General features: G+C 64.8%; 15 protein-coding genes. 5 read left to right on the forward strand and 10 right to left on the reverse strand.

Features of this window, described 5'->3' with window-relative positions; all coding sequences use genetic code 11:
• Positions 1–70: 70 nt before the first annotated feature.
• Positions 71–748 (forward strand): cysteine hydrolase family protein, encoded by a 678-nt coding sequence (locus QA639_RS13940; RefSeq protein WP_028334430.1) that lies wholly within the window; start codon positions 71–73, stop codon positions 746–748.
• Here the strand turns inward: QA639_RS13940 and QA639_RS13945 are convergent.
• The 4 genes from QA639_RS13945 to QA639_RS13960 all read right to left on the reverse strand — a co-directional run bounded on the left by QA639_RS13945 (position 745) and on the right by QA639_RS13960 (position 4795).
• Positions 745–1569, reverse strand: a complete 825-nt coding sequence (locus QA639_RS13945; RefSeq protein WP_028334429.1) for a carbohydrate ABC transporter permease — start codon at positions 1567–1569, stop codon at positions 745–747. The two genes, QA639_RS13940 and QA639_RS13945, sit on opposite strands and share 4 nt — an antisense overlap.
• The gene (locus QA639_RS13950) at positions 1566–2504 is read right to left on the reverse strand and encodes a carbohydrate ABC transporter permease (RefSeq protein ID WP_028334428.1); all 939 of its coding nucleotides are present in this window, start codon (positions 2502–2504) and stop codon (positions 1566–1568) included. Before QA639_RS13950 ends, QA639_RS13945 begins: the two co-directional genes overlap by 4 nt.
• Positions 2501–3823, reverse strand: a complete 1323-nt coding sequence (locus QA639_RS13955) for an ABC transporter substrate-binding protein (protein ID WP_028334427.1) — start codon at positions 3821–3823, stop codon at positions 2501–2503. The genes QA639_RS13950 and QA639_RS13955 overlap by 4 nt, the downstream gene beginning before the upstream one ends.
• Positions 3824–3940: 117 nt before the next feature.
• Positions 3941–4795: a VOC family protein gene (locus QA639_RS13960; protein WP_028334426.1), complete on the reverse strand. Its 855-nt coding sequence runs from the start codon at positions 4793–4795 to the stop codon at positions 3941–3943.
• 77 nt (positions 4796–4872) lie between these two features.
• Here QA639_RS13960 and QA639_RS13965 point away from each other — a divergent pair, with 77 nt between their 5' ends.
• The 3 genes from QA639_RS13965 to QA639_RS13975 all read left to right on the forward strand — a co-directional run bounded on the left by QA639_RS13965 (position 4873) and on the right by QA639_RS13975 (position 9007).
• Complete coding sequence (locus QA639_RS13965) at positions 4873–6240, forward strand: NAD(P)/FAD-dependent oxidoreductase (RefSeq protein ID WP_028334425.1); 1368 nt, start codon at positions 4873–4875, stop codon at positions 6238–6240.
• A gap of 218 nt (positions 6241–6458) precedes the next feature.
• Positions 6459–7646: a 6-phosphofructokinase gene (locus QA639_RS13970; RefSeq protein ID WP_283090066.1), complete on the forward strand. Its 1188-nt coding sequence runs from the start codon at positions 6459–6461 to the stop codon at positions 7644–7646.
• 143 nt (positions 7647–7789) lie between these two features.
• A complete protein-coding gene (locus QA639_RS13975) occupies positions 7790–9007 on the forward strand; it encodes a fructose-1,6-bisphosphatase (protein WP_283090067.1) in 1218 nt (405 codons plus the stop codon).
• A gap of 16 nt (positions 9008–9023) precedes the next feature.
• Here the strand turns inward: QA639_RS13975 and QA639_RS13980 are convergent, their stop codons facing one another.
• The 4 genes from QA639_RS13980 to QA639_RS13995 all read right to left on the reverse strand — a co-directional run bounded on the left by QA639_RS13980 (position 9024) and on the right by QA639_RS13995 (position 14343).
• Positions 9024–10649 carry an ABC transporter ATP-binding protein gene (locus tag QA639_RS13980; RefSeq protein WP_283090068.1) on the reverse strand — a complete coding sequence of 542 codons (1626 nt, stop codon included), beginning with the start codon at positions 10647–10649 and terminating at the stop codon, positions 9024–9026.
• A complete protein-coding gene (locus QA639_RS13985) occupies positions 10646–11476 on the reverse strand; it encodes an ABC transporter permease (RefSeq protein WP_028334422.1) in 831 nt (276 codons plus the stop codon). The genes QA639_RS13980 and QA639_RS13985 overlap by 4 nt, the downstream gene beginning before the upstream one ends.
• A 2-nt stretch (positions 11477–11478) precedes the next feature.
• The gene (locus QA639_RS13990; protein WP_283090069.1) at positions 11479–12456 is read right to left on the reverse strand and encodes an ABC transporter permease; all 978 of its coding nucleotides are present in this window, start codon (positions 12454–12456) and stop codon (positions 11479–11481) included.
• A 273-nt stretch (positions 12457–12729) separates the two neighbouring features.
• On the reverse strand, positions 12730–14343 hold the full coding sequence (locus QA639_RS13995) for an ABC transporter substrate-binding protein (RefSeq protein ID WP_283090070.1): 1614 nt from the start codon (positions 14341–14343) through the stop codon (positions 12730–12732).
• 434 nt (positions 14344–14777) lie between these two features.
• On the opposite strand from QA639_RS13995, the gene QA639_RS14000 reads away from it, so the two are divergent.
• A complete protein-coding gene (locus QA639_RS14000; protein ID WP_021077434.1) occupies positions 14778–15077 on the forward strand; it encodes an HU family DNA-binding protein in 300 nt (99 codons plus the stop codon).
• Between the two features lie 168 nt (positions 15078–15245).
• Here QA639_RS14000 and QA639_RS14005 read toward each other — a convergent pair whose 3' ends face one another.
• Both QA639_RS14005 and QA639_RS14010 read right to left on the reverse strand, forming a co-directional pair.
• Positions 15246–16025, reverse strand: coding sequence for an SDR family oxidoreductase (locus QA639_RS14005; protein ID WP_283090071.1), 780 nt, complete (start codon positions 16023–16025; stop codon positions 15246–15248).
• Positions 16026–16362: 337 nt separating this feature from the next.
• A complete protein-coding gene (locus QA639_RS14010) occupies positions 16363–17349 on the reverse strand; it encodes an ABC transporter substrate-binding protein (protein ID WP_283090072.1) in 987 nt (328 codons plus the stop codon).
• Between the last annotated feature and the right edge of the window lie 122 nt (positions 17350–17471).

Here is a 17471-nt window from a genome sequence, read left to right on the forward strand (position 1 = left end):
ACCATTGTTGCGCCATGGCATGCGGTTTGCTTAACCAGGCGCGGGTCTTCTCACATTCAAGGCGTGGGTCATGGCGAATTCAAGCGGTACGATCGCGGCGGAGCCGGAGCCGATCACGCTCGACTGGAGCAGGACCGCGCTCGTCATCATCGACATGCAGCGCGATTTCATGGAGCCCGGCGGCTTCGGCGAGACGCTCGGCAATGACGTCAGCCAGCTCGCCCGCGCGGTGAAGCCGATCGCCGCGGTGCTCGCGGCGGTGCGCGACGCCGGGCTGCTCGTGGTCCACACCCGCGAGGGCCATCTGCCCGATCTCTCCGACGCGCCGCCCGCGAAGCTCGAGCGCGGTGCGCCGTCGCTTCGGATCGGCGATCCCGGACCGATGGGACGGATCCTGATCCGCGGCGAGGCCGGCCACGACATCATTTCGGAGCTCTATCCCCTCGACAGCGAGATCGTGATCGACAAGCCCGGCAAGGGCGCATTCTACGCCACCGAGCTCAGTGACATCCTGCAGAAATACGGCATCGAGAATCTCCTGGTCTGCGGCGTCACCACCGAGGTCTGCGTCAACACCACGGTGCGCGAGGCCAATGACCGCGGCTATCGCTGCGTCGTGATCTCAGACGGCTGCGCGTCCTATTTCCCGGAATTCCACGAGATGGGCCTGAAGATGATCAAGGCCCAGGGCGGCATTTTTGGTTGGGTCGCTGATTCAGCCGCGGTGCTGGAGGCGCTCGGGGACTAGCCACCTTTGACCGCACCCGCCGTCAGCCCGGCGACGATCTGCCGCTGCGCCATCACGGTGAGCAGCAGCACCGGCGCGGTCACGATCAATGCGGCGGCGGCGAGCGGGCCCCAGCTCAGCTGATCGAACGAGATCATGTTGTAGACCGCGACCGGCAGCGTGCGGGTCTCGCGCCCCGCCAGCACGATGCCGAACACGAAGTTGTTCCAGGAGAAGATCACCGCGAGGATGAAGGCGACCGCGAGCCCGGGCCTCGCGATCGGCAGCGCGACATGGCGGAACACCTGCCAGCGCGTCGCGCCGTCGATCAGCGCGGCTTCCTCCAACTCCAGCGGCGTGGTCTCGAAATAGCCGATCATGATCCAGATCACGATCGGTACCGTGACCACCAGATGAATGATGATCTGCGGCACCAGCGTGCCGAGCAGGCCGAGCCATTGGAACAGCAGGAACAGCGGGATCAGATACGACAGGCCGGGCGTGATGCGCGCGATCAGGATCACGATCGCCGATTTATGCGCGGCCATCCGCGCGATGCCGTAGCCGGCGGGTACGCCGACCAGCATCGCAAGTCCCGTGGCGCAGCCGGTCACGATCAGGCTGTTGCTGAAATAGGTCAGGAAGCGGTTGGAGGCGAATACGTCGGCATAGTTCTTCCAGGCAATATGCTCCGGGAAGAACACCGGCGGATAGGAGGCGTTGTCGATCTCGAACTTGAGCGACAGGGAGGCCATCCAGAGGAAGAACAGGATCGCCGGCGAGACGATGACGAACACCGACAGCCACAGTCCGATCCGACCGAGGATGTAGCGCGGGTTCATGCCTCGCTCCCGAGCTGTGAGGTCCACAGCAGGCGCTTGCGCAAGTAGAGCAGCAGCGCCGCCAGCGCCACGATCAGGAGGAAGAACACCACCGCGATCGCCGAGCCATAGCCGAGGTCGTAATAGACGAAGGCGACGCTGTAGAGATAGACGTTGATGGTCTCCGAGGCCGAGCCCGGTCCTCCTTGCGTGATCGCGAAGATGATGTCGAAGCTTTTCACCGCGTCGATCATCCGGATCATGCCGGCGATGAACAGGAACGGCATGATCAGGGGCAGCGTGATGAAGCGGAACACCTGCCAGAAATTGGCGCCGTCGATCTGCGCACTCTCGTAAGGCTCGGTCGGGATCGCGGCGAGGCCGCCGAGCACGATCAGCATCACCAGCGGCGTCCATTGCCAGGTCTCGACCAGCACCAGCGAGGGGATCACCGTCGCGGGGTTGAACACCCAGAGCTGCGCCGGCAGCCCGACCAGCGACAGCAGATAGTTGAGCACGCCGAGCTGCGGGTGGAACATCATGGTCCACACCAGCGCGATCGCCACGGGAGTGGCCATCATCGGCATGATGAAGATGCCGCGCAGGAAGCCGCGCGCCGCGAATTTCTGGTGGAACACCACCGCCGCCAGCGTGCCGAAGACCAGTGGCAGCAGCACCGACAGCGCGGTGTAGGATAGCGTGTGCCCGACCGCCTCGACGAAGCGCGGATCGGTCGGCAGCCGCAGATAGTTGGCGAGCCCGACGAAGACGGTCGGCGAACCGACCTTCCATTCCTGCAGGCTCATCCAGATCGTGAACACCCACGGAAAGATGATCACCGCCAGCACCACGACGAGCGCCGGGATCACGAACGGCCAGTAGGACGGCGGACGCCATTCACGTGCCGGCGCGGCGTTATCGGCCGCCGCCGGCGAAGCTTGTGTCACCACACTCACGCTTTTTCGCTACGCTCCAGGATGGGGCGGAATTGCTCGTGCGCTTTTTTCAGCTCGGTGGCGGGGTCGGCGCCCGACAGCGTCGCGGTCAGCGCGGCGCCGACGATGTCGCGGAATTCGGCGACCGGGATGATGACGGGCAGGCCGAGCTTCGAAATCTTGGCGGAGTCAACCACCGACTGCAGCCATTCCTTGGTCTTCACGCCCTTGGCGACTTCGGCATCGTCGACGATGGAGTTGCGGAACGGCACGCCGCCGCCGGCCTGCAGCAGGCGCGCGCCCTGTCCGCGCGAGACCACCCATTGGCAGAGCAGATAGGCGGCTTCCTTGTTCTTGCTCGCCGCGGCGATACCGACGCCGTCGCCATAGGTCGAGGAGAACTTGCCCTTGGGACCGGCGGGCACCAGCGTGTAGCCAACCTTGCCGACGACGCGCGAGGCGGCGGGATCTTCCAGCGGCGGCGCCCAGCCGTCGGCGTCGATCCACATCGCGGACCTGCCCTGCGTGAAGGACGCCATCGACTCCATCCAGTTGAAGCCGGCGACGCCGGGAGGCGCGCATTTCGTCAGCAGCCGCTGATAGAGCTTGGTGGCCTCGATCGCCTCGGGGCCGTCGGTCAGGATGTTGCCCTTGGCATCGAGGAATTCGCCGCCATAGTTCAGATAGAAGTTGGTCCACATCGCCATGTTGGCGTTGCGCAGGCCGCGGCCGACGAAGCCGTAGATGCCTTCCTTCGGATCGGTCAGCTTTTCGGCCGCGATTGCCATCTCCTCGAGCGTCTTCGGGACCTCGACGCCCTTCTTCTGGAACAGCTCCTTGTTGTAGTAGAGGATGAAATAGTCGACCGACCACGGCAGCGACAGCATCTGGCCCTTGTCGTTGCGGGCATATTGCAGCCCGGCCGCCGAGAAATCGCTCTCGACGAGATCCGGCGGCGTCATGCTCGGATCCTTGAGATAGGGCGACATGTCGGCGAGCCAGCCGGCCTTCTCGAACTGCCGCTTCTGCACGTGATAGCTCAGGTGCACAACGTCGAAGCTCGGCTTGCCCGAGGACAGCTCGATCACGCATTTCTGGCGCTGCTGCTGCTCGGGGATCTGCTCCGACTCGACCTTGATGCCGGTCAGCTCGGTAAATTCCTTGATGTATTTTTGCAGATTGTCGCCGCGCGGCCCCTTGGCGAGGATCACCTCGAGCGTGGTGCCGGAATATTTCTTCCAGTTGACGTCGGCGCGGGCCGGAAATCCGGTCAGTCCAACCGCGCCGGCCGCGGCGGTGCCGGCCAGCATCTGCCGGCGCGAGATCAGGTGATGCGACATGTTTCTCTCCCCTGGGACGGTTCTTGTTTGGGAGAGATACTAGCGCCTCAACTTTCTGTGCCTAGTCCCACATGCGCGGCGACGTTGCATAACGCTGCGCCGCGCATGGTATGGCAGCTATGCCTTGACGAAAGCGAGCAGGGTGCCGTTGCCGGAAGCCGGCGGCACGGTGATGCTGTTGCCGCTCTTCACGCCGGCTGAGCCCAGCGCCTTTTCGGTCGCGGCAAGATCGGCCGCGATCACGAGGCCGGCGCCGCCGCGATCGGGCAGGCCGTCGAGCGATACGCCGGGATAGCGCTTGCCGAGCTGGTCCCTGGTCAGGAACACGAAGTCGGCGCGGTCGCCGCCGGACGGCACGGCAACCGCACCGTCGGCATCGTGCCTGACGGCGATATCGATCATCTTGGAGAGATGCGCGGCATCGGTTGCGGGATCGGGCGAGACGATCAGCACCTGCTTGAGGCGTTTTGCCCCATTGGCGTGCGTCATCAATTCGGGAATCCACACCGTTTCGCGGGTCTTGTGCTGGCAGGCGAAGATGCGGACGCCGCCGGGCGCTTCGGCGGTCGGCCACTGGAAGGTGCGGAATTTCGCCGCGGAGATCGTGCCGTTCGGTAAGGTCACCGGGCGTTCGAAATCGGTCGGCCCGATTGGCGCATAGCCGCGCACGCGGATCTCCTCGGCACCTAGCGCGGAATCCACCGCGGTGAATGCGATGCGTTCGATGCCTTCGCCGCGCTTCTCGAGGAAGGCGCGCGCCGGAGCATTGTGTTCGGTCGGCGTCAGCACGCCGAGCAATTCCATGTAGTCGGGGTCGAACATGATGGTGTAATTGCCCGATCCCATATGCGCGCTATGGGTGCCGCGCGGCGACACGGTGAAGCCGAGCCGCTTGTAGTTCTCGGCGGCCTTGTCGAGGTCCTTCACCATGACCACGGCGTGATCGATTCCGATGACGTTCTTGAGTGCCACTTGTTGTCTTCCCGGCTGGAATAGGAGAGTAGAATTAGCTAACCAGAATGACCGGGCGCCCGCAAGAAAGGATCATGATGAACAGCAATGCCGTGCGCTGGCCCAATTCGCTCTGGGCGGCAGTGACGCCCTCCGGCCCTGATTGTCCCGAGCTGACCGGCGCGCAGCAGGCTGATGTCGTGATCATCGGCGGCGGCTTCACGGGTCTATCGACCGCGCTGCATCTGCGCGAGGCCAGTGTCGACGTCGCGATCGTCGAGGCCGCCGAACCGGGCTGGGGCGCCTCCGGGCGCAACAATGGCCAGGTGATCCCGACGCTGTCGCGCCCCGATCCGGATGACATCATCGCGAGGCACGGTGCGGCCGGCGAGCGCTTCGTCGCGATGCTGCGCGACAGTGCCGCTGATCTGTTCGACGTCGTCAGGCGCTACAACATCGCGGCCGAGCAGGAGCAGGCCGGCTGGGTGCAGCCGGTGCATTCGCCGGGCCGCATCAGGATCGCGGAGCGGCGGGTGCAGCAATGGTCGAAATTCGGCGCGCCGGTCGAATTGCTGTCGCGCGATCAGACCAAGGACATGCTCGGCTCGGATGCGTGGTACGGCGGCTTCTGGAACAGGACGGGCGGTCACGTCAATCCGCTGGCGCTGGCGCGGGGCCTTGCGCGGACCGTGGTCGGCCTCGGTGCGCGGATCTATGCGCGTTCGCCTGCACTCAGTTTCGAGCGCCGCGGCGATCGCTGGGTGGTGAAGACCGAGAAGGGTGAAATCTCCGGCCGCTCGCTGGTGGTCGCCACCAATGCCTATAGCGGCGAGTTCGCGAAATCACTGGTGCCCGAAATCGCGACCGAGGTGATGCCGGTGCTGTCCTGGCAGATGGCGACGCAGCCTCTGTCGGACAATGTCCGCAAGACCATCATCCCCGGCCGGCAGGCGATGTCGGATACCCATGGCGAGCTGTATTTCGCGCGCTACGACGCCCGCAATCGCCTCGTCACCGGCGGTGCTGTGCTCGGTCCGGGCGACAAGACCGGGCGGCTGAAGGCACGGGTGACCGAGCGGTTGCAGCGCCTGTGGCCGCAGATCGGCGAGGTCTCCTTCAACTATGTCTGGAACGGCTATGTCGGGATGACCGCGGATTTCCTGCCGCGCATGCATCGGCTGGGTCCCAACGCCTATGGCTGGACCGGCTGCAACGGCCGTGCCGTCGCGCTGACGATCCCGCTCGGCCGCGAATTGGCACGCGCGGTCCAGGGCGTGCCGGAAAGCGAACTGGCGCTGCCATTCTCCGAGCCGGTGCAGTACATGGCGCATGGCTTGCTGCGCAAGCTCGCTCCCTGGATGCTGGTGCTCTACCGGCGCCGCGATGCACAGGAGCTGGTCAAGGGCGATCGTTTCGAGTTGCTGCGATGGGCGGAGTATTTCCTCGCCTCGCGCCGTTCGCGGTGAACGCGGAGCAACGTCGCGCCGCGCACGCGAGATAAAGGGCATGGAGGGGCAAGCCGCCCGAGGTGGGGCTGGTCGGAGAACGTCGCTGGAAGAATGCGGGCCCAAGCAGGTTCGGCCGGGTGCCGTGATCACGAGGATTCCGCCGTTGGCGGATAGCGTTGTGGAAACCCCGACGCGACGCAGGCGTTATTGCCAGATAGCAACCCTGGGAGGTGGGCATGGCGAGGAAGCGCATTGGCATTCTCACGGGAGGCGGTGACGTCCCCGGCCTTAACGCGGTGATCAAGAGCGTGACTTATCGCGGCAGCGAGGACGACATCGAGGTTGTCGGTCTCCGCCGAGGCTGGGAGGCCCTCACGCACCTGAACCTCGACGACCCGTCGAGTAAGTCCCATTACATCATTCCGCTGAACCGCGAAAACACGCGCGTGATCGACCGGCGCGGCGGCACCGTGCTGCACTCGAGCCGCACCAATCCCTCCAAAATGAAGAAGTTGCCCGATCATCTCGCGGGCCGCGACTTTCCGGTTTCCCAGAGCACCAAGGGCGGCATCGCAACCACGACGTGGGACCTCACCAACGAGGTGCTCGCGAACCTCGCGGGGCTCGGTATCGAACATCTGATCGCCATCGGCGGCGACGATACGCTCAGCTACGCGGACAAGCTCAACAGGCGGGGCGTCAAGATCATTGCCATACCGAAGACGATGGACAACGACGTTCGCAACACCGAATACTGCATCGGCTTCTCGACCGCGATCACCCGTGCCAGCGATGCCATCCAGCGCCAGCGCACCACCGTCGGCTCGCACGAGCGAATCGGCATTTTCCGCGTCTTTGGTCGCGATGCCGGCTTTACGGCACTCTATACCGCATACGCAACCTCGATCCGATGCGCCATACCGGAGTACAAGGTCAATCTCGACAAGCTGATCCAGCTTCTCCTCGATGACAAGCACGGCAACCCAAGCAACTACGCGCTGATCGTGCTCAGCGAGGGCGCCGAGTGGGAGGGCTACAAGGTGCAGGAATTCGGCGAGCCTGACGCCTACGGTCACCGCAGGAAGGCGAGCGTGGCCGAAGCGTTCGCGGACGAGATCAAGCGGCGCACCGGCGAGGAGACCATCGTCTCTGACCTCACCTACGACCTGCGGTCAGGCGATCCGGACTTCATCGACAAGCTTGTGGCGCTGACGTTCGGCAACATGGCTTACGATGCGATCCTGGAAGGCAAAACCGGCCTCATGTCGGCGCTGGTCGAGGGCCGCTACGACCTCGTGCCGATCCCTGACGCCAAGCTCGGGCCACGCAAATTGGACGTCGCAAGCGCGTACAACACCGAGCGGTACCGTCCTCTCTATTCCAACAAGCGGGGTCTGCCGATCTTTCTCAACCGCGCTTCATAGGGTGGGTGGTAACCCCATCGGGCATGACGGGCTATTCCAGATGCGTCGATAGCCCGTATCGACACGCGGTGACGGAGGGGCCATAGTTCCGCAAGGAATTTGCTCAGGGAACCTGTCGCACCACACGACGTTCTTTTTTGCAAATGAGCGCGCCGTCGCCCCCGGCGCAGCGAGCGCCGAGGCGAAGGCGCTGCGCTGCGGTCGGAGGGATGCTCATGAAACTCACCATTTCGGTCATCAAGGCTGACATTGGCTCCGTTGGGGGCCACACGAAACCATCTGCGCGCATGATGGCGGCAGTCGAAGGGGAGGTCGCGAAAGCGATCGATAACGGTCTCCTGATCGACGGTTTCGTGCGCCATACCGGCGACGATATTGCGATCATCATGACGCACACGCGGGGCGAAGGGAGCTCCGAAGTCCACCAATTCGCCTGGAAGACGTTTCTCGCGGCCACTGCGGTTGCGAAGACCTCCGGGCTCTACGGCGCCGGCCAGGATCTTCTCGTCGACGCCCCTTCCGGAAACGTCCGCGGCGCGGGCCCGGCCGTCGCCGAACTCAGCTTCGACCACAGCCTCTCGGGCGCGAGACCCGCGGAGTCCTTCATGGTGTTCGCCGCAGACAAATGCGGCCCCGGCGCCTACAACCTGCCGCTCTATCTGGCTTTTGCCGATCCCATGTATTGCGCCGGGCTGATGCTGCCCCCGATGATCAAGGGCTTCCGTTTTCACATCATCGACATGGACAACACGGCTGGCGACAGCGTGATCGAACTCGATGCGCCCGCGGACGGCTACCACATTGCGGCGCTGCTTCGCGACAACGAGCGCTTCGGCATTGATCGCATCGTCTCGAAAACCTATGGCGAGGTCGCCGTCGCCGTTTCGGCGCAGCGCCTGCACTCCATCGCAGGCAAGTACACCGGCAAGGATGATCCGGTCGCGGTCGTCAGGAACCAGGGCATTTTCGCGGCGCCCGAAGAAATCATCTCGCCCTTCGCCAAGGCGCACTTCGTGGGCGGCGATGCGCGCGGCTCGCATGTGATGCCGCTCATGCCGGTGCCGCTCAACACCCCGGTGACGGGGATGTACTGCCTGCCGATCGTTTCCTGCGTCGGCTTCTCGATCGACCGGGACGGGAAGTTCTCGGAGTCCCATACCGACTTCTTTGACAACCTTGCGTGGGACGAGGTCCGCCAGCGCGCGCAGCGCAAGGCGATCGAGATGCGCAGCCAGGGCTGGTCCGGTGCTGCGATGCTGCCCTATTCAGAGCTGGAATATGGCGGCTTCCGCGACACGGTATCTGGATTGCTGAAGCGCTTCCGGCTGCGCGAGGAGCCCAAGCCACAAGCGGCGGAGTAGGGCCGCACGTGCCCGGCTATTCGGTTGCGGTGCCGTGCTCGCGCGCGAACGCGCCGCCGGGGATCGCCGACAGCAGCGCCTGCGTATAGGAATGCTGCGGCCTGCCGAACACCTCGGCGGTCAGCCCTTGCTCGACCACGGCGCCATCCTTCATGACGGCGACGAGATCGCAGATCTGGGCGGCGACCCGCAGATCATGGGTGATGAAGATGATGGAGAGGCCGAGCTGTTGCCGCAACCCGGCGAGCAGTTTCAAGACCTGCGCCTGCACCGAGACGTCGAGTGCCGAGACCGGCTCGTCGGCGACCAGCACATCCGGCTTCAGCGCCAGCGCGCGGGCGAGCCCGATGCGCTGGCGCTGGCCGCCGGAGAATTCGTGCGGGTAGCGATCGCCGGCGGACGGATCGAGCCCGACCAGCCCGAACAGCTTTCGCGCTTCCGCAATCGCGGTGGCGCGATCGGTGCCGTGCACGATCGGTCCCTGCGCCACCAGCTCGGCCGCCTTGCGGCGCGGATTAAGCGAGGCGAACGGATCCTGGAACACCATCTGGATGTGGCGGGTCTCGCGCCTGATATCGTCGCGGCCGAGCTTTGCCCAGTCCTTGCCGTCGAGCACGATCGACCCGGTGTCGGGATCGATCAGCCGCACGATGCAGCGCGCGAGCGTCGATTTGCCCGAACCGGATTCGCCGACGATGCCGAGCGTCGCGCCGCGCGGGAGATGCAGCGACACGTTCTTGACGGCTTCCGTGATCCGCGCGCCGCGGCCAAGGAAGCCGCCGGTGCGGTAGGTCTTGGAGACGCCGTCGATGGTCAGGATATCCTTGCCGGAAAGGATGCGCGGCGGCGGTGCCTTCAGCGGCGGCACGGCCGCAATCAGCTGCTTGGTGTAGGCGTGCTGCGGATCGTTCAGCACCTCATCGGCCGTGCCTTGCTCGACGATCGCACCGTGCTGCATGACCACGACGCGGTCGGCGATTTCGGCGACGACGCCGAAATCATGGGTGATGAACAGCACCGCGGTCTTCTTGCGCTGCTGCAAATCGCGGATCAGCTTCAGGATCTGCGCCTGCGTCGTGACATCGAGCGCGGTGGTCGGCTCGTCGGCGATCAGGAGCTTGGGGTCGAGCGCCAGCGCCATCGCGATCATGGCGCGCTGGCGCTGGCCGCCGGACAGCTCGTGCGGGTAGGCTTTTGCGGCAGCCCTGGGGTCGGGGATGCGGACGTCCTCGAGCAGCGCCAGCACGCGCGCATTGATCTCGGCCTTCGAGAGAGCGGTGTGGATCGCAAACATCTCACCGATCTGGTCACCGATGGTGCGCAGCGGGTTGAGCGCGGTCATCGGTTCCTGGAAGATCATCGCAATCCCGGCGCCGCGCACATCGCGCATTTCGGCGCTATCGGCGGCGCAGAGGTCGCGGCCGTCGAACATCATCCGGCCCCGTTCGATCGTCACCTCGTTCGGCAGCAGCCGCATGATGGCGTTCGCCATCATCGACTTGCCGGAGCCGGACTCGCCGACCACGCAGAGGATCTCGTTGGAGGCGATCGACAATGAGACGTCGGACAGCGCATGCGGCCGGTCGGCGCCTTTGGGCAGGCGCACTGTCAGGGCGTCGAGCGAAAGGACCGTCTCGCTCATCGGCTCTTCAGCCTCGGATTGAGCGCATCGTTGAGGCCCTGGCCGACCAGCGACACCGCGAGCACGGTGACGAGGATCGCAATGCCGGGGATCGCCGAGACGTACCACTGCACCCGGAGCACGTCGCGGCCGAGCCCGATCAGATTGCCCCAGGAGGCGACGTTGGGATCGGACAGCCTCAGGAAGGCGAGCGCGCTTTCCAGCAGGATCGCGACCGCCATCACCACGCTGGCATAGACGATCACGGGCGGCAGCGCGTTGGGCAGGATTTCGCCGAGAATGAGCTGGACGTCCTTCATGCCGAGCGTCTTGCCGGCCTGGACGAATTCGCGGTTGCGCAGCGACAGGAACTCGGCGCGGGTCAGCCGTGCCGGCGCCGGCCACGACACCACGCCGACTGCAATGGTCACCGTGGTCAGGGTCGATCCGAACACCGCGACCAGCACCAGCAGCAGCACGAAGTTCGGCAGCGTCTGGAACGCCTCGGTGATCCGCATCAAGACATTGTCGACCCAGCCGCCGTAATAGCCGGCGAAGGCGCCGACCAGGATGCCGATCAGGATCGCGATCACGGTGGCGACGCCGCCGATCAGCAGCGAGATCCGCGCGCCGTAGAAGATCTGGGCGGCGATGTCGCGGCCGGAATTGTCGGTGCCGAGCAGGAAGCGCGGGTTGGAGAACGGCCAGATCAGCGGCCGGCCGGCAAGGGCAAGCGGATCGCGCGGATAGAGGACACCCGCGCTGATTGCCATCGCGATCACAAGCAGCAGCAGGATCAGGCCGATCACCGCGGCCGGGCTGCGGAAGTAGCGCTTCACCGCATCCATCGTCAGCCCTCCGCCGCGATGCGCGGATCGAGCCGCGCGTAGAGCAGGTCGACGACGAAGTTCACGGATATGACCAGCAGCGCCGACACGAAGACGATGCCGAGCAGGGTGTTGAGGTCGCGCTGCACCACCGATTCATAGGCAAGGCGGCCGAGGCCGGGCAGGGAGAACACGCTCTCCACCACGACCGAGCCGCCGAGCATGGTGCCGGCCTGCAATCCGATCAGCGTCACCATCGGCAGCAGCGCGTTGCGCAGCACATGGCGGGTGATGACATGGGTCTCGTCCAGCCCCTTGGCGCGGGCGGTGCGGACAAAATCGAGGTTCAGCACCTCCAGCATCGAGGCGCGCATGATGCGCAGGTAGATCGCGAGGAAGATCAGGCCGAGCGTCAGCGTCGGCAGCACCAGATGGGCCGCGATATCCAGCACGCGCCAGATTCCAATCTGCACCGTGCCGATGTCCTCGAAGCCGCCCGGCGGCAGCCACTGCAGATAGACCGAGAACACCACGATCGCCATCAGCCCGAACCAGAACGAGGGCGTGGCGTAGAAGATCAGGCCGAGGGTCGAGATCATCGTGTCCGGCCAGCGGTTGACGCCGCGCGCGGCGATCACGCCGAACACGAGGCCAAAGAAGAACGCGAATGACAGCGACGCCGTCATCAACAGGATGGTCGGCGGCAGCCGTTCCAGGATCACGGTCGCCACCGGCTTGCCGTAGATCGAGGAGAAGCCGAGGTCGAGCCGGACCAGGTGCCACAGATAGTTTCCGAGTTGCGCCGGAACCGAGAGGTTCAGCCCGTAGAATTTGCGCAGCGCCTCGGCGGTCGCGGCGTCGCCGCCGCCCATCTGCGCCATCAGCGCATCGACGGTGTCGCCCGGCGCGAGCTGCAGCAGCAGGAACACGCCGATCAGGATCAGGAACAGGGTCGGGATCGAGGCGGCGAGCCGCCGCCCCGCAAGGCTCAGGATACGCATGCCTTATCTATAGCGTTTTCGAAGGAAGTGGCCACCGGTCGCCGTCATTGACTTGAACCAGCGTCGGCCGCTCGGTCACCTCGCCCCGCTTGCGGGGTCGAGACGAGCGAAGCTCGCTCTTAGAGGTCGGATCGCATCGTCAGATGCGATCCGGGTGAGGGGCACAGGTCTATCGATAGACTGATCCGGCGGAGAGAGCCCCTCACCCCAGCCCTCTCCCCGCAAGAGCGGGGAGAGGGAGAAGTTGGGCGTACGCCGTTGCCGGAAGCGGCCTCATGCGCTCAGCCAAAGATCGTGCCAGCTCGTCGAGCCCCAGCGCGGGGTGTTGGAGTGGTTGCGCGCCTTGGCCGTGATCACGGTGACGAAGATCTGCTCGATCGGCATCCAGACCGGCAGCTCGGTGTTCACCTCCTTGACGAAATCGGCATAGAGCGCCTTGCGCTTGGCCGGATCGACTTCGGTGGCGGCATCGTCGATGGTCTTGTCGACGGTCTTGTCCTCCCAGCCCCATTGGTTGGTCCACGGCGCGCCCTTGGGCTGGCCGGAGCGGTACCATACCGTGGTCGAGACCGCGGGGTCGTTGCGGTACTGGTGCCAGCCGGTCGCGAGATCGAAGGCGTGCTCGTCATAGACCTGCTTGAGGAAGCCGCCGCCGTCGTTGCGCACGATGTCGACCTGGATCCCGACTTCGCCCAGCGACTGCTGGATGAAGGTCGACCACAGCGAGATGTCCTCGCCCCACGGCGCCGGCAAGAGCCTCAACGAGAAGCGGTTGCCGCCACTGGCCTTGAAGCCGGCCTCGTCGAGCAGCGCGATCGCCTTGGCCTTGTCATAGGGGTATTGCGGCGCGTTCGGCCCGGGATAGAAGTCGGTTGAGGTCGACGGGATCGGGCCGGTGCCGAGCTTGGCGAAATCGCCCAGAAAATTGTCGATGAAGAACGGCACGTTGATCGCGTGTGCGATGGCACGGCGGACCCGGATGTCGGACAGCTCCTTGCGGCGGAAGTTGAACTCGATGGTGTTGGTGCGGGCGTTGCCCTCATTGCCCTTGGTCTGGACGATGAAGCGCTTGTCCTTGCCGAGCCGCGCCATGTCCGAGATCGTCAGGCCCGAGAATGGGCTGTAGTGCAGCTCGCCGGCCTCCATCTGGGCGGCCGCGGCGGCGCGGTCGGTGATCACCTTCCAGACGATGCGGTCGAGATAGGGCGCGTTCGGCCGCCAATAGTCCGGGTTGCGGTCGGCGATGATGTATTGCCCGCGCTCGTATTTGACGAATTTGAACGGGCCGGTGCCGACCGGCGCCAGATTGGTCGGGTTCTGCCTGATGTCGCCGCTCTCATAGAGATGCTTGGCGGAGACGTAGCCGAGGTCGGGCAGGGCCCGGAGCAACAGGTTCAGCGGCATCGGCCGCTCATAGCGGAAGATCGCGGTCTGCGGATCGGGCGTATCGACCGATGTGAGGAACAGCTGCAGCGTCGATCCGTAGTTGAGGATCTTCTTCCACATGTTCATCGCGGTGAAGGCGACGTCATCAGAGGTGAACGGCTTGCCGTCGTGCCACGTGACGCCCTTGCGCAGCTTGAAGGTGACGGTCTTGCCGTCCGGGGTCGCCTCCCAGCTCTCGGCGAGCACGCCGACCGGCTGGCCGTTGGCGTCGAGGTCGACCAGATTCTCCTGGATCTTGCCGCCGATGATGTAGACGCCGGTCGAGGCCTGGATGCTCGGATTGAGCTGGCGCTGCTCGGCGCCGTAATGGACGTTGAACACGCCGCCCTTGCGCGGGGCCTCCTGCGCGAAGGCGCGCATCGGATTGATGACATTGGCCGCAATCGCGGCCGAGGTCAGAAGGGCCGTGCGGCGGTTGATCTCGAGGCGGCTCAAATCCATACGCGGGTCTCCAGAACTTGCATAAAGGCTTGCATCGGGCGGCCAGCCGATCGGTCGTGGCCGTCATTTGGCGATGTTAGCTTGGAATGGGAACCCAAGTCATTTTCTAATGCCTCGGCCTTTTGGAGGATCGTTTCCGAAACCTGAAGTGGCGCGCGGCAGCGCTTCGCAACCCGGATCGAGCGCCGCATTGTCGCAGTTTGGGCCGCGCGAGTTGCGTCTGGTGATTCTCTCGAGGGACTGTTTCGGGAGCGCCGAAGCCGCGCAAACCCTGTAATTTTAGGGGTCGGAAGCGCCTTGACTTGAAAAAACACTGGAAAAATCCCTGATTCGGGGGCTGTCCACAGCGATATTCGTGTGGTGAATGCAGAAAACACTGTTTTTCTCGGCGTTTTCCGCCATATCGTGCCCACTCCAGAATCAATGGAGCAACCATGGCTACCCAACTGTCGAAGTCGCAAGTGATCGAGAAGATCGCGACCACCACCGAACTCTCCAAGCGCGACGTCAAGAACGTTTTGGACTCGCTCGTCGATGTCGGCCACAAGGAGCTGAAGAAGGCCGGGGTGTTCCTCGTCCCCGGCTTCGCGAAGTTCGTTGTGGTCAAGAAGCCTGCGACCAAGGCGCGCAAGGGCACCAACCCCTTCACCGGCGAAGAGATGATGTTCAAGGCCAAGCCGGCCCGGAAGATCGTCCGCGCACGGCCGGTCAAGGCCGCCAAGGACGCGGTTTAAGACGAAAAGGCCTCCGGTGACGGGGGCCTTTTGCTTTTGAGCCGTCGCTTCCTGCCGTTGGTTGCCCGCTTGAGCGTTTTCGAGCGTAGCGGACACCGGTTCGCGTGAAGAAAACGCGCCAAAGCAGAATCTGGAGCTCCGGACCGGGTTGAAAACGGGACCGGGGCTCTAGACCACCGGCGACCGGCCACCATCGACATTGATGGCGGTGCCGGTGATGTAGGAGCCTTGCTCCGAGGCCAGGAAGCAGGCGAGGTTGGCGAACTCCTCCGCCGTGCCGATGCGGCCGAGCGGGGTGCCCTTGGCAAGGCCCTTGGCGAATTCCCCGAAATCCGTGTTCGGCGCCTGGGCAGCATGCCGCTTGACCCATTGATCGCTCATGATCAGGCCGACCAAGAGCGCATTCACCAGGATGTTGTGCTCGCCGCCTTCATTGGCCATCACCTTGGTCAGCGCCATGCCGGCGGCGCGCGACACCGAGGTCGGTGCGGAATTGCCGGCCGGCGCCTTGGCAAAAGTGTTGAGCACGTTGATGATGCGGCCCCATTTGCGCTGCTTCATCCCCGGCCACACCAGCCGGCTGAAGCGGATCGCGGCGAACAGCTTCAGGTCGAGGTCCTCCTGCCAAGCCTCGTCGCTGATGCTCTCGAAAGCCAGGGTGCGTGCCGTGCCGGCGTTGTTGACGAGCACGTCGATCTTGCCGAGATCGGCAACGATCTGGTCATGCGCCTTGCTGATGTCCGCGGCTTTCGAAACGTCGCAGACGTAGTCGCGCACCACGAGGCCGTCCCTGGCGAGCGCCTCGCGCGCCGCGGCGAGATCGGCCGCGCCGCGGGCGAGGATCGCGACCCTGGAGCCGGATTCGGCAAACCGCCGCGCCACCGCGATCCCGATGCCCTTGCTGCCGCCGGTGACCACGGCGACGCGGTCCTTCATTGATAGGTTCATTGTTGTTCTCCCTGGGGCTGGCCCGGAGAGGACGCTATCAAACCGACAGCGCGACCAACAAGGTCATGCAGAGCAGGTGTGCTGTGACAATCAGTGCGAGATGGAGCGGGCCGGACATCGGATGTCTCCATGGTGGTGCGTGCGCGGCTTGATGCTCCGTGAGGTGGGCACCGCCGCTCGTCTCCCTCCCCCTGAAAGGGGGAGGGCGGGGTGGGGGTTGCTCTCCACGGCGCCGGCGCTTGTGGAGGCAGATCCCCACCCGGATTACGCTTGCGCGCAATCCGACCTCCCCTTTTCAAGGGGAGGTGAGGAAAGAGCGCGCCAGTTCAGGCGCGCGTCAGTTCAGGCTCGCGCTCGCCGTGAAGCTGCGGTCGACGGCCTTGCCGACATCGAGCGTCTTGCCGAGGATGCCGTAGCGGGTGGCGCGGTCGGAGGCGGCCTGCACTTCCTTGACCACGGCCTCGTCGATCGCGATCGGGCTCGTCTTCTGCGCGGTGTAGGCGGCGAGCAGCACGTCCTCCGGCAGTTTTGTGAGCTCGGCCGTGTTCCTGGCATACTCGGCGAGATGGTCGAGCGACCACAGCCGCGCCTTGTTGAGCCGCTGCACCAGGTCCTGCACCGCCGCGCGCTTGGTTGCGATCGCGTTGTCGGAGGCGACGATGAAGGTGATGGTCGGCGTCAGCCCTTCGCCATCGGCGACGACGCGCGCCTTGTCCTTCAGCGTGGCGTAGGAGATATACGGCTCCCACACCGCCCAGGCGTCGATCGAGCCCGCGAGCAGCGCGATCTTGGCGTCGACCGGGCCGAGCGGCGCGAAGGTCGCGTCCTCGATCCTGCTTCCGGCTTTTTCCAGCGTCGCATTGATGAGGAATTGGCCCCAGCCGCCCCGCGTGCCGGCAAGGCGCTTGCCCTTCAGATCGGCCGCGGTCTTGATCGGCGAATCCCCGCGCACCAGGATCGCCTGCGTCCGCGCATCGGAGCGCGTGCCGCCGATCGCCTTGATCGGCGCGCCCGACGCATAGACGGTGAGGAAGGACAGATCGCCGGTGTAGCCGACGTCGAGCGCGCCGGCATTGATCGCCTCCAGGATCGGGGCCGCGGCGGGGAATTCCGACCATTCGATCTTGTAGGGCAGATCCTTGGCGAGGCCGGAAATCTCCAGCAGCGAGCGGTTGCCGCCCTTCTGGTCGCCGACGCGCAGCACGATCGCGTCGGCCGCGAGTGCCGCGGCCGACGTCGACAGCGTGATCACGGCCGTAATCAGCGCGGCCGCCGTGCGGCGGGTGAGAGAATAGGCAGGGCCCGAGCGGGTCAGTTTGCGCATTTGAATTTTCTTCCTGATTCATTCGCTGCTCGGCGGAACGCGCGGCAGCGTTCGACCAAGTCTATGAGCAAGCCGTTCGCCGTCAACGAAACGGAAATCTGAATTCGGCGGCTGCGCGGCAA

The sequence above is a fragment of the Bradyrhizobium pachyrhizi genome, assembly GCF_029714545.1.
Lineage (GTDB): Bacteria > Pseudomonadota > Alphaproteobacteria > Rhizobiales > Xanthobacteraceae > Bradyrhizobium > Bradyrhizobium pachyrhizi.

Coding starts and splice junctions, on each gene's coding strand:
- QA639_RS13940 (WP_028334430.1), top strand. CDS start 71: ATGGCGAATTCAAGCGGTACGATCGCGGCGGAGCCGGAGCCGATCACG.
- QA639_RS13945 (WP_028334429.1), bottom strand. CDS start 1,569: ATGAACCCGCGCTACATCCTCGGTCGGATCGGACTGTGGCTGTCGGTG.
- QA639_RS13955 (WP_028334427.1), bottom strand. CDS start 3,823: ATGTCGCATCACCTGATCTCGCGCCGGCAGATGCTGGCCGGCACCGCC.
- QA639_RS13965 (WP_028334425.1), top strand. CDS start 4,873: ATGAACAGCAATGCCGTGCGCTGGCCCAATTCGCTCTGGGCGGCAGTG.
- QA639_RS13970 (WP_283090066.1), top strand. CDS start 6,459: ATGGCGAGGAAGCGCATTGGCATTCTCACGGGAGGCGGTGACGTCCCC.
- QA639_RS13975 (WP_283090067.1), top strand. CDS start 7,790: ATGAGCGCGCCGTCGCCCCCGGCGCAGCGAGCGCCGAGGCGAAGGCGC.
- QA639_RS13980 (WP_283090068.1), bottom strand. CDS start 10,649: ATGAGCGAGACGGTCCTTTCGCTCGACGCCCTGACAGTGCGCCTGCCC.
- QA639_RS13985 (WP_028334422.1), bottom strand. CDS start 11,476: ATGGATGCGGTGAAGCGCTACTTCCGCAGCCCGGCCGCGGTGATCGGC.
- QA639_RS13990 (WP_283090069.1), bottom strand. CDS start 12,456: ATGCGTATCCTGAGCCTTGCGGGGCGGCGGCTCGCCGCCTCGATCCCG.
- QA639_RS13995 (WP_283090070.1), bottom strand. CDS start 14,343: ATGGATTTGAGCCGCCTCGAGATCAACCGCCGCACGGCCCTTCTGACC.
- QA639_RS14000 (WP_021077434.1), top strand. CDS start 14,778: ATGGCTACCCAACTGTCGAAGTCGCAAGTGATCGAGAAGATCGCGACC.
- QA639_RS14005 (WP_283090071.1), bottom strand. CDS start 16,025: ATGAACCTATCAATGAAGGACCGCGTCGCCGTGGTCACCGGCGGCAGC.
- QA639_RS14010 (WP_283090072.1), bottom strand. CDS start 17,349: ATGCGCAAACTGACCCGCTCGGGCCCTGCCTATTCTCTCACCCGCCGC.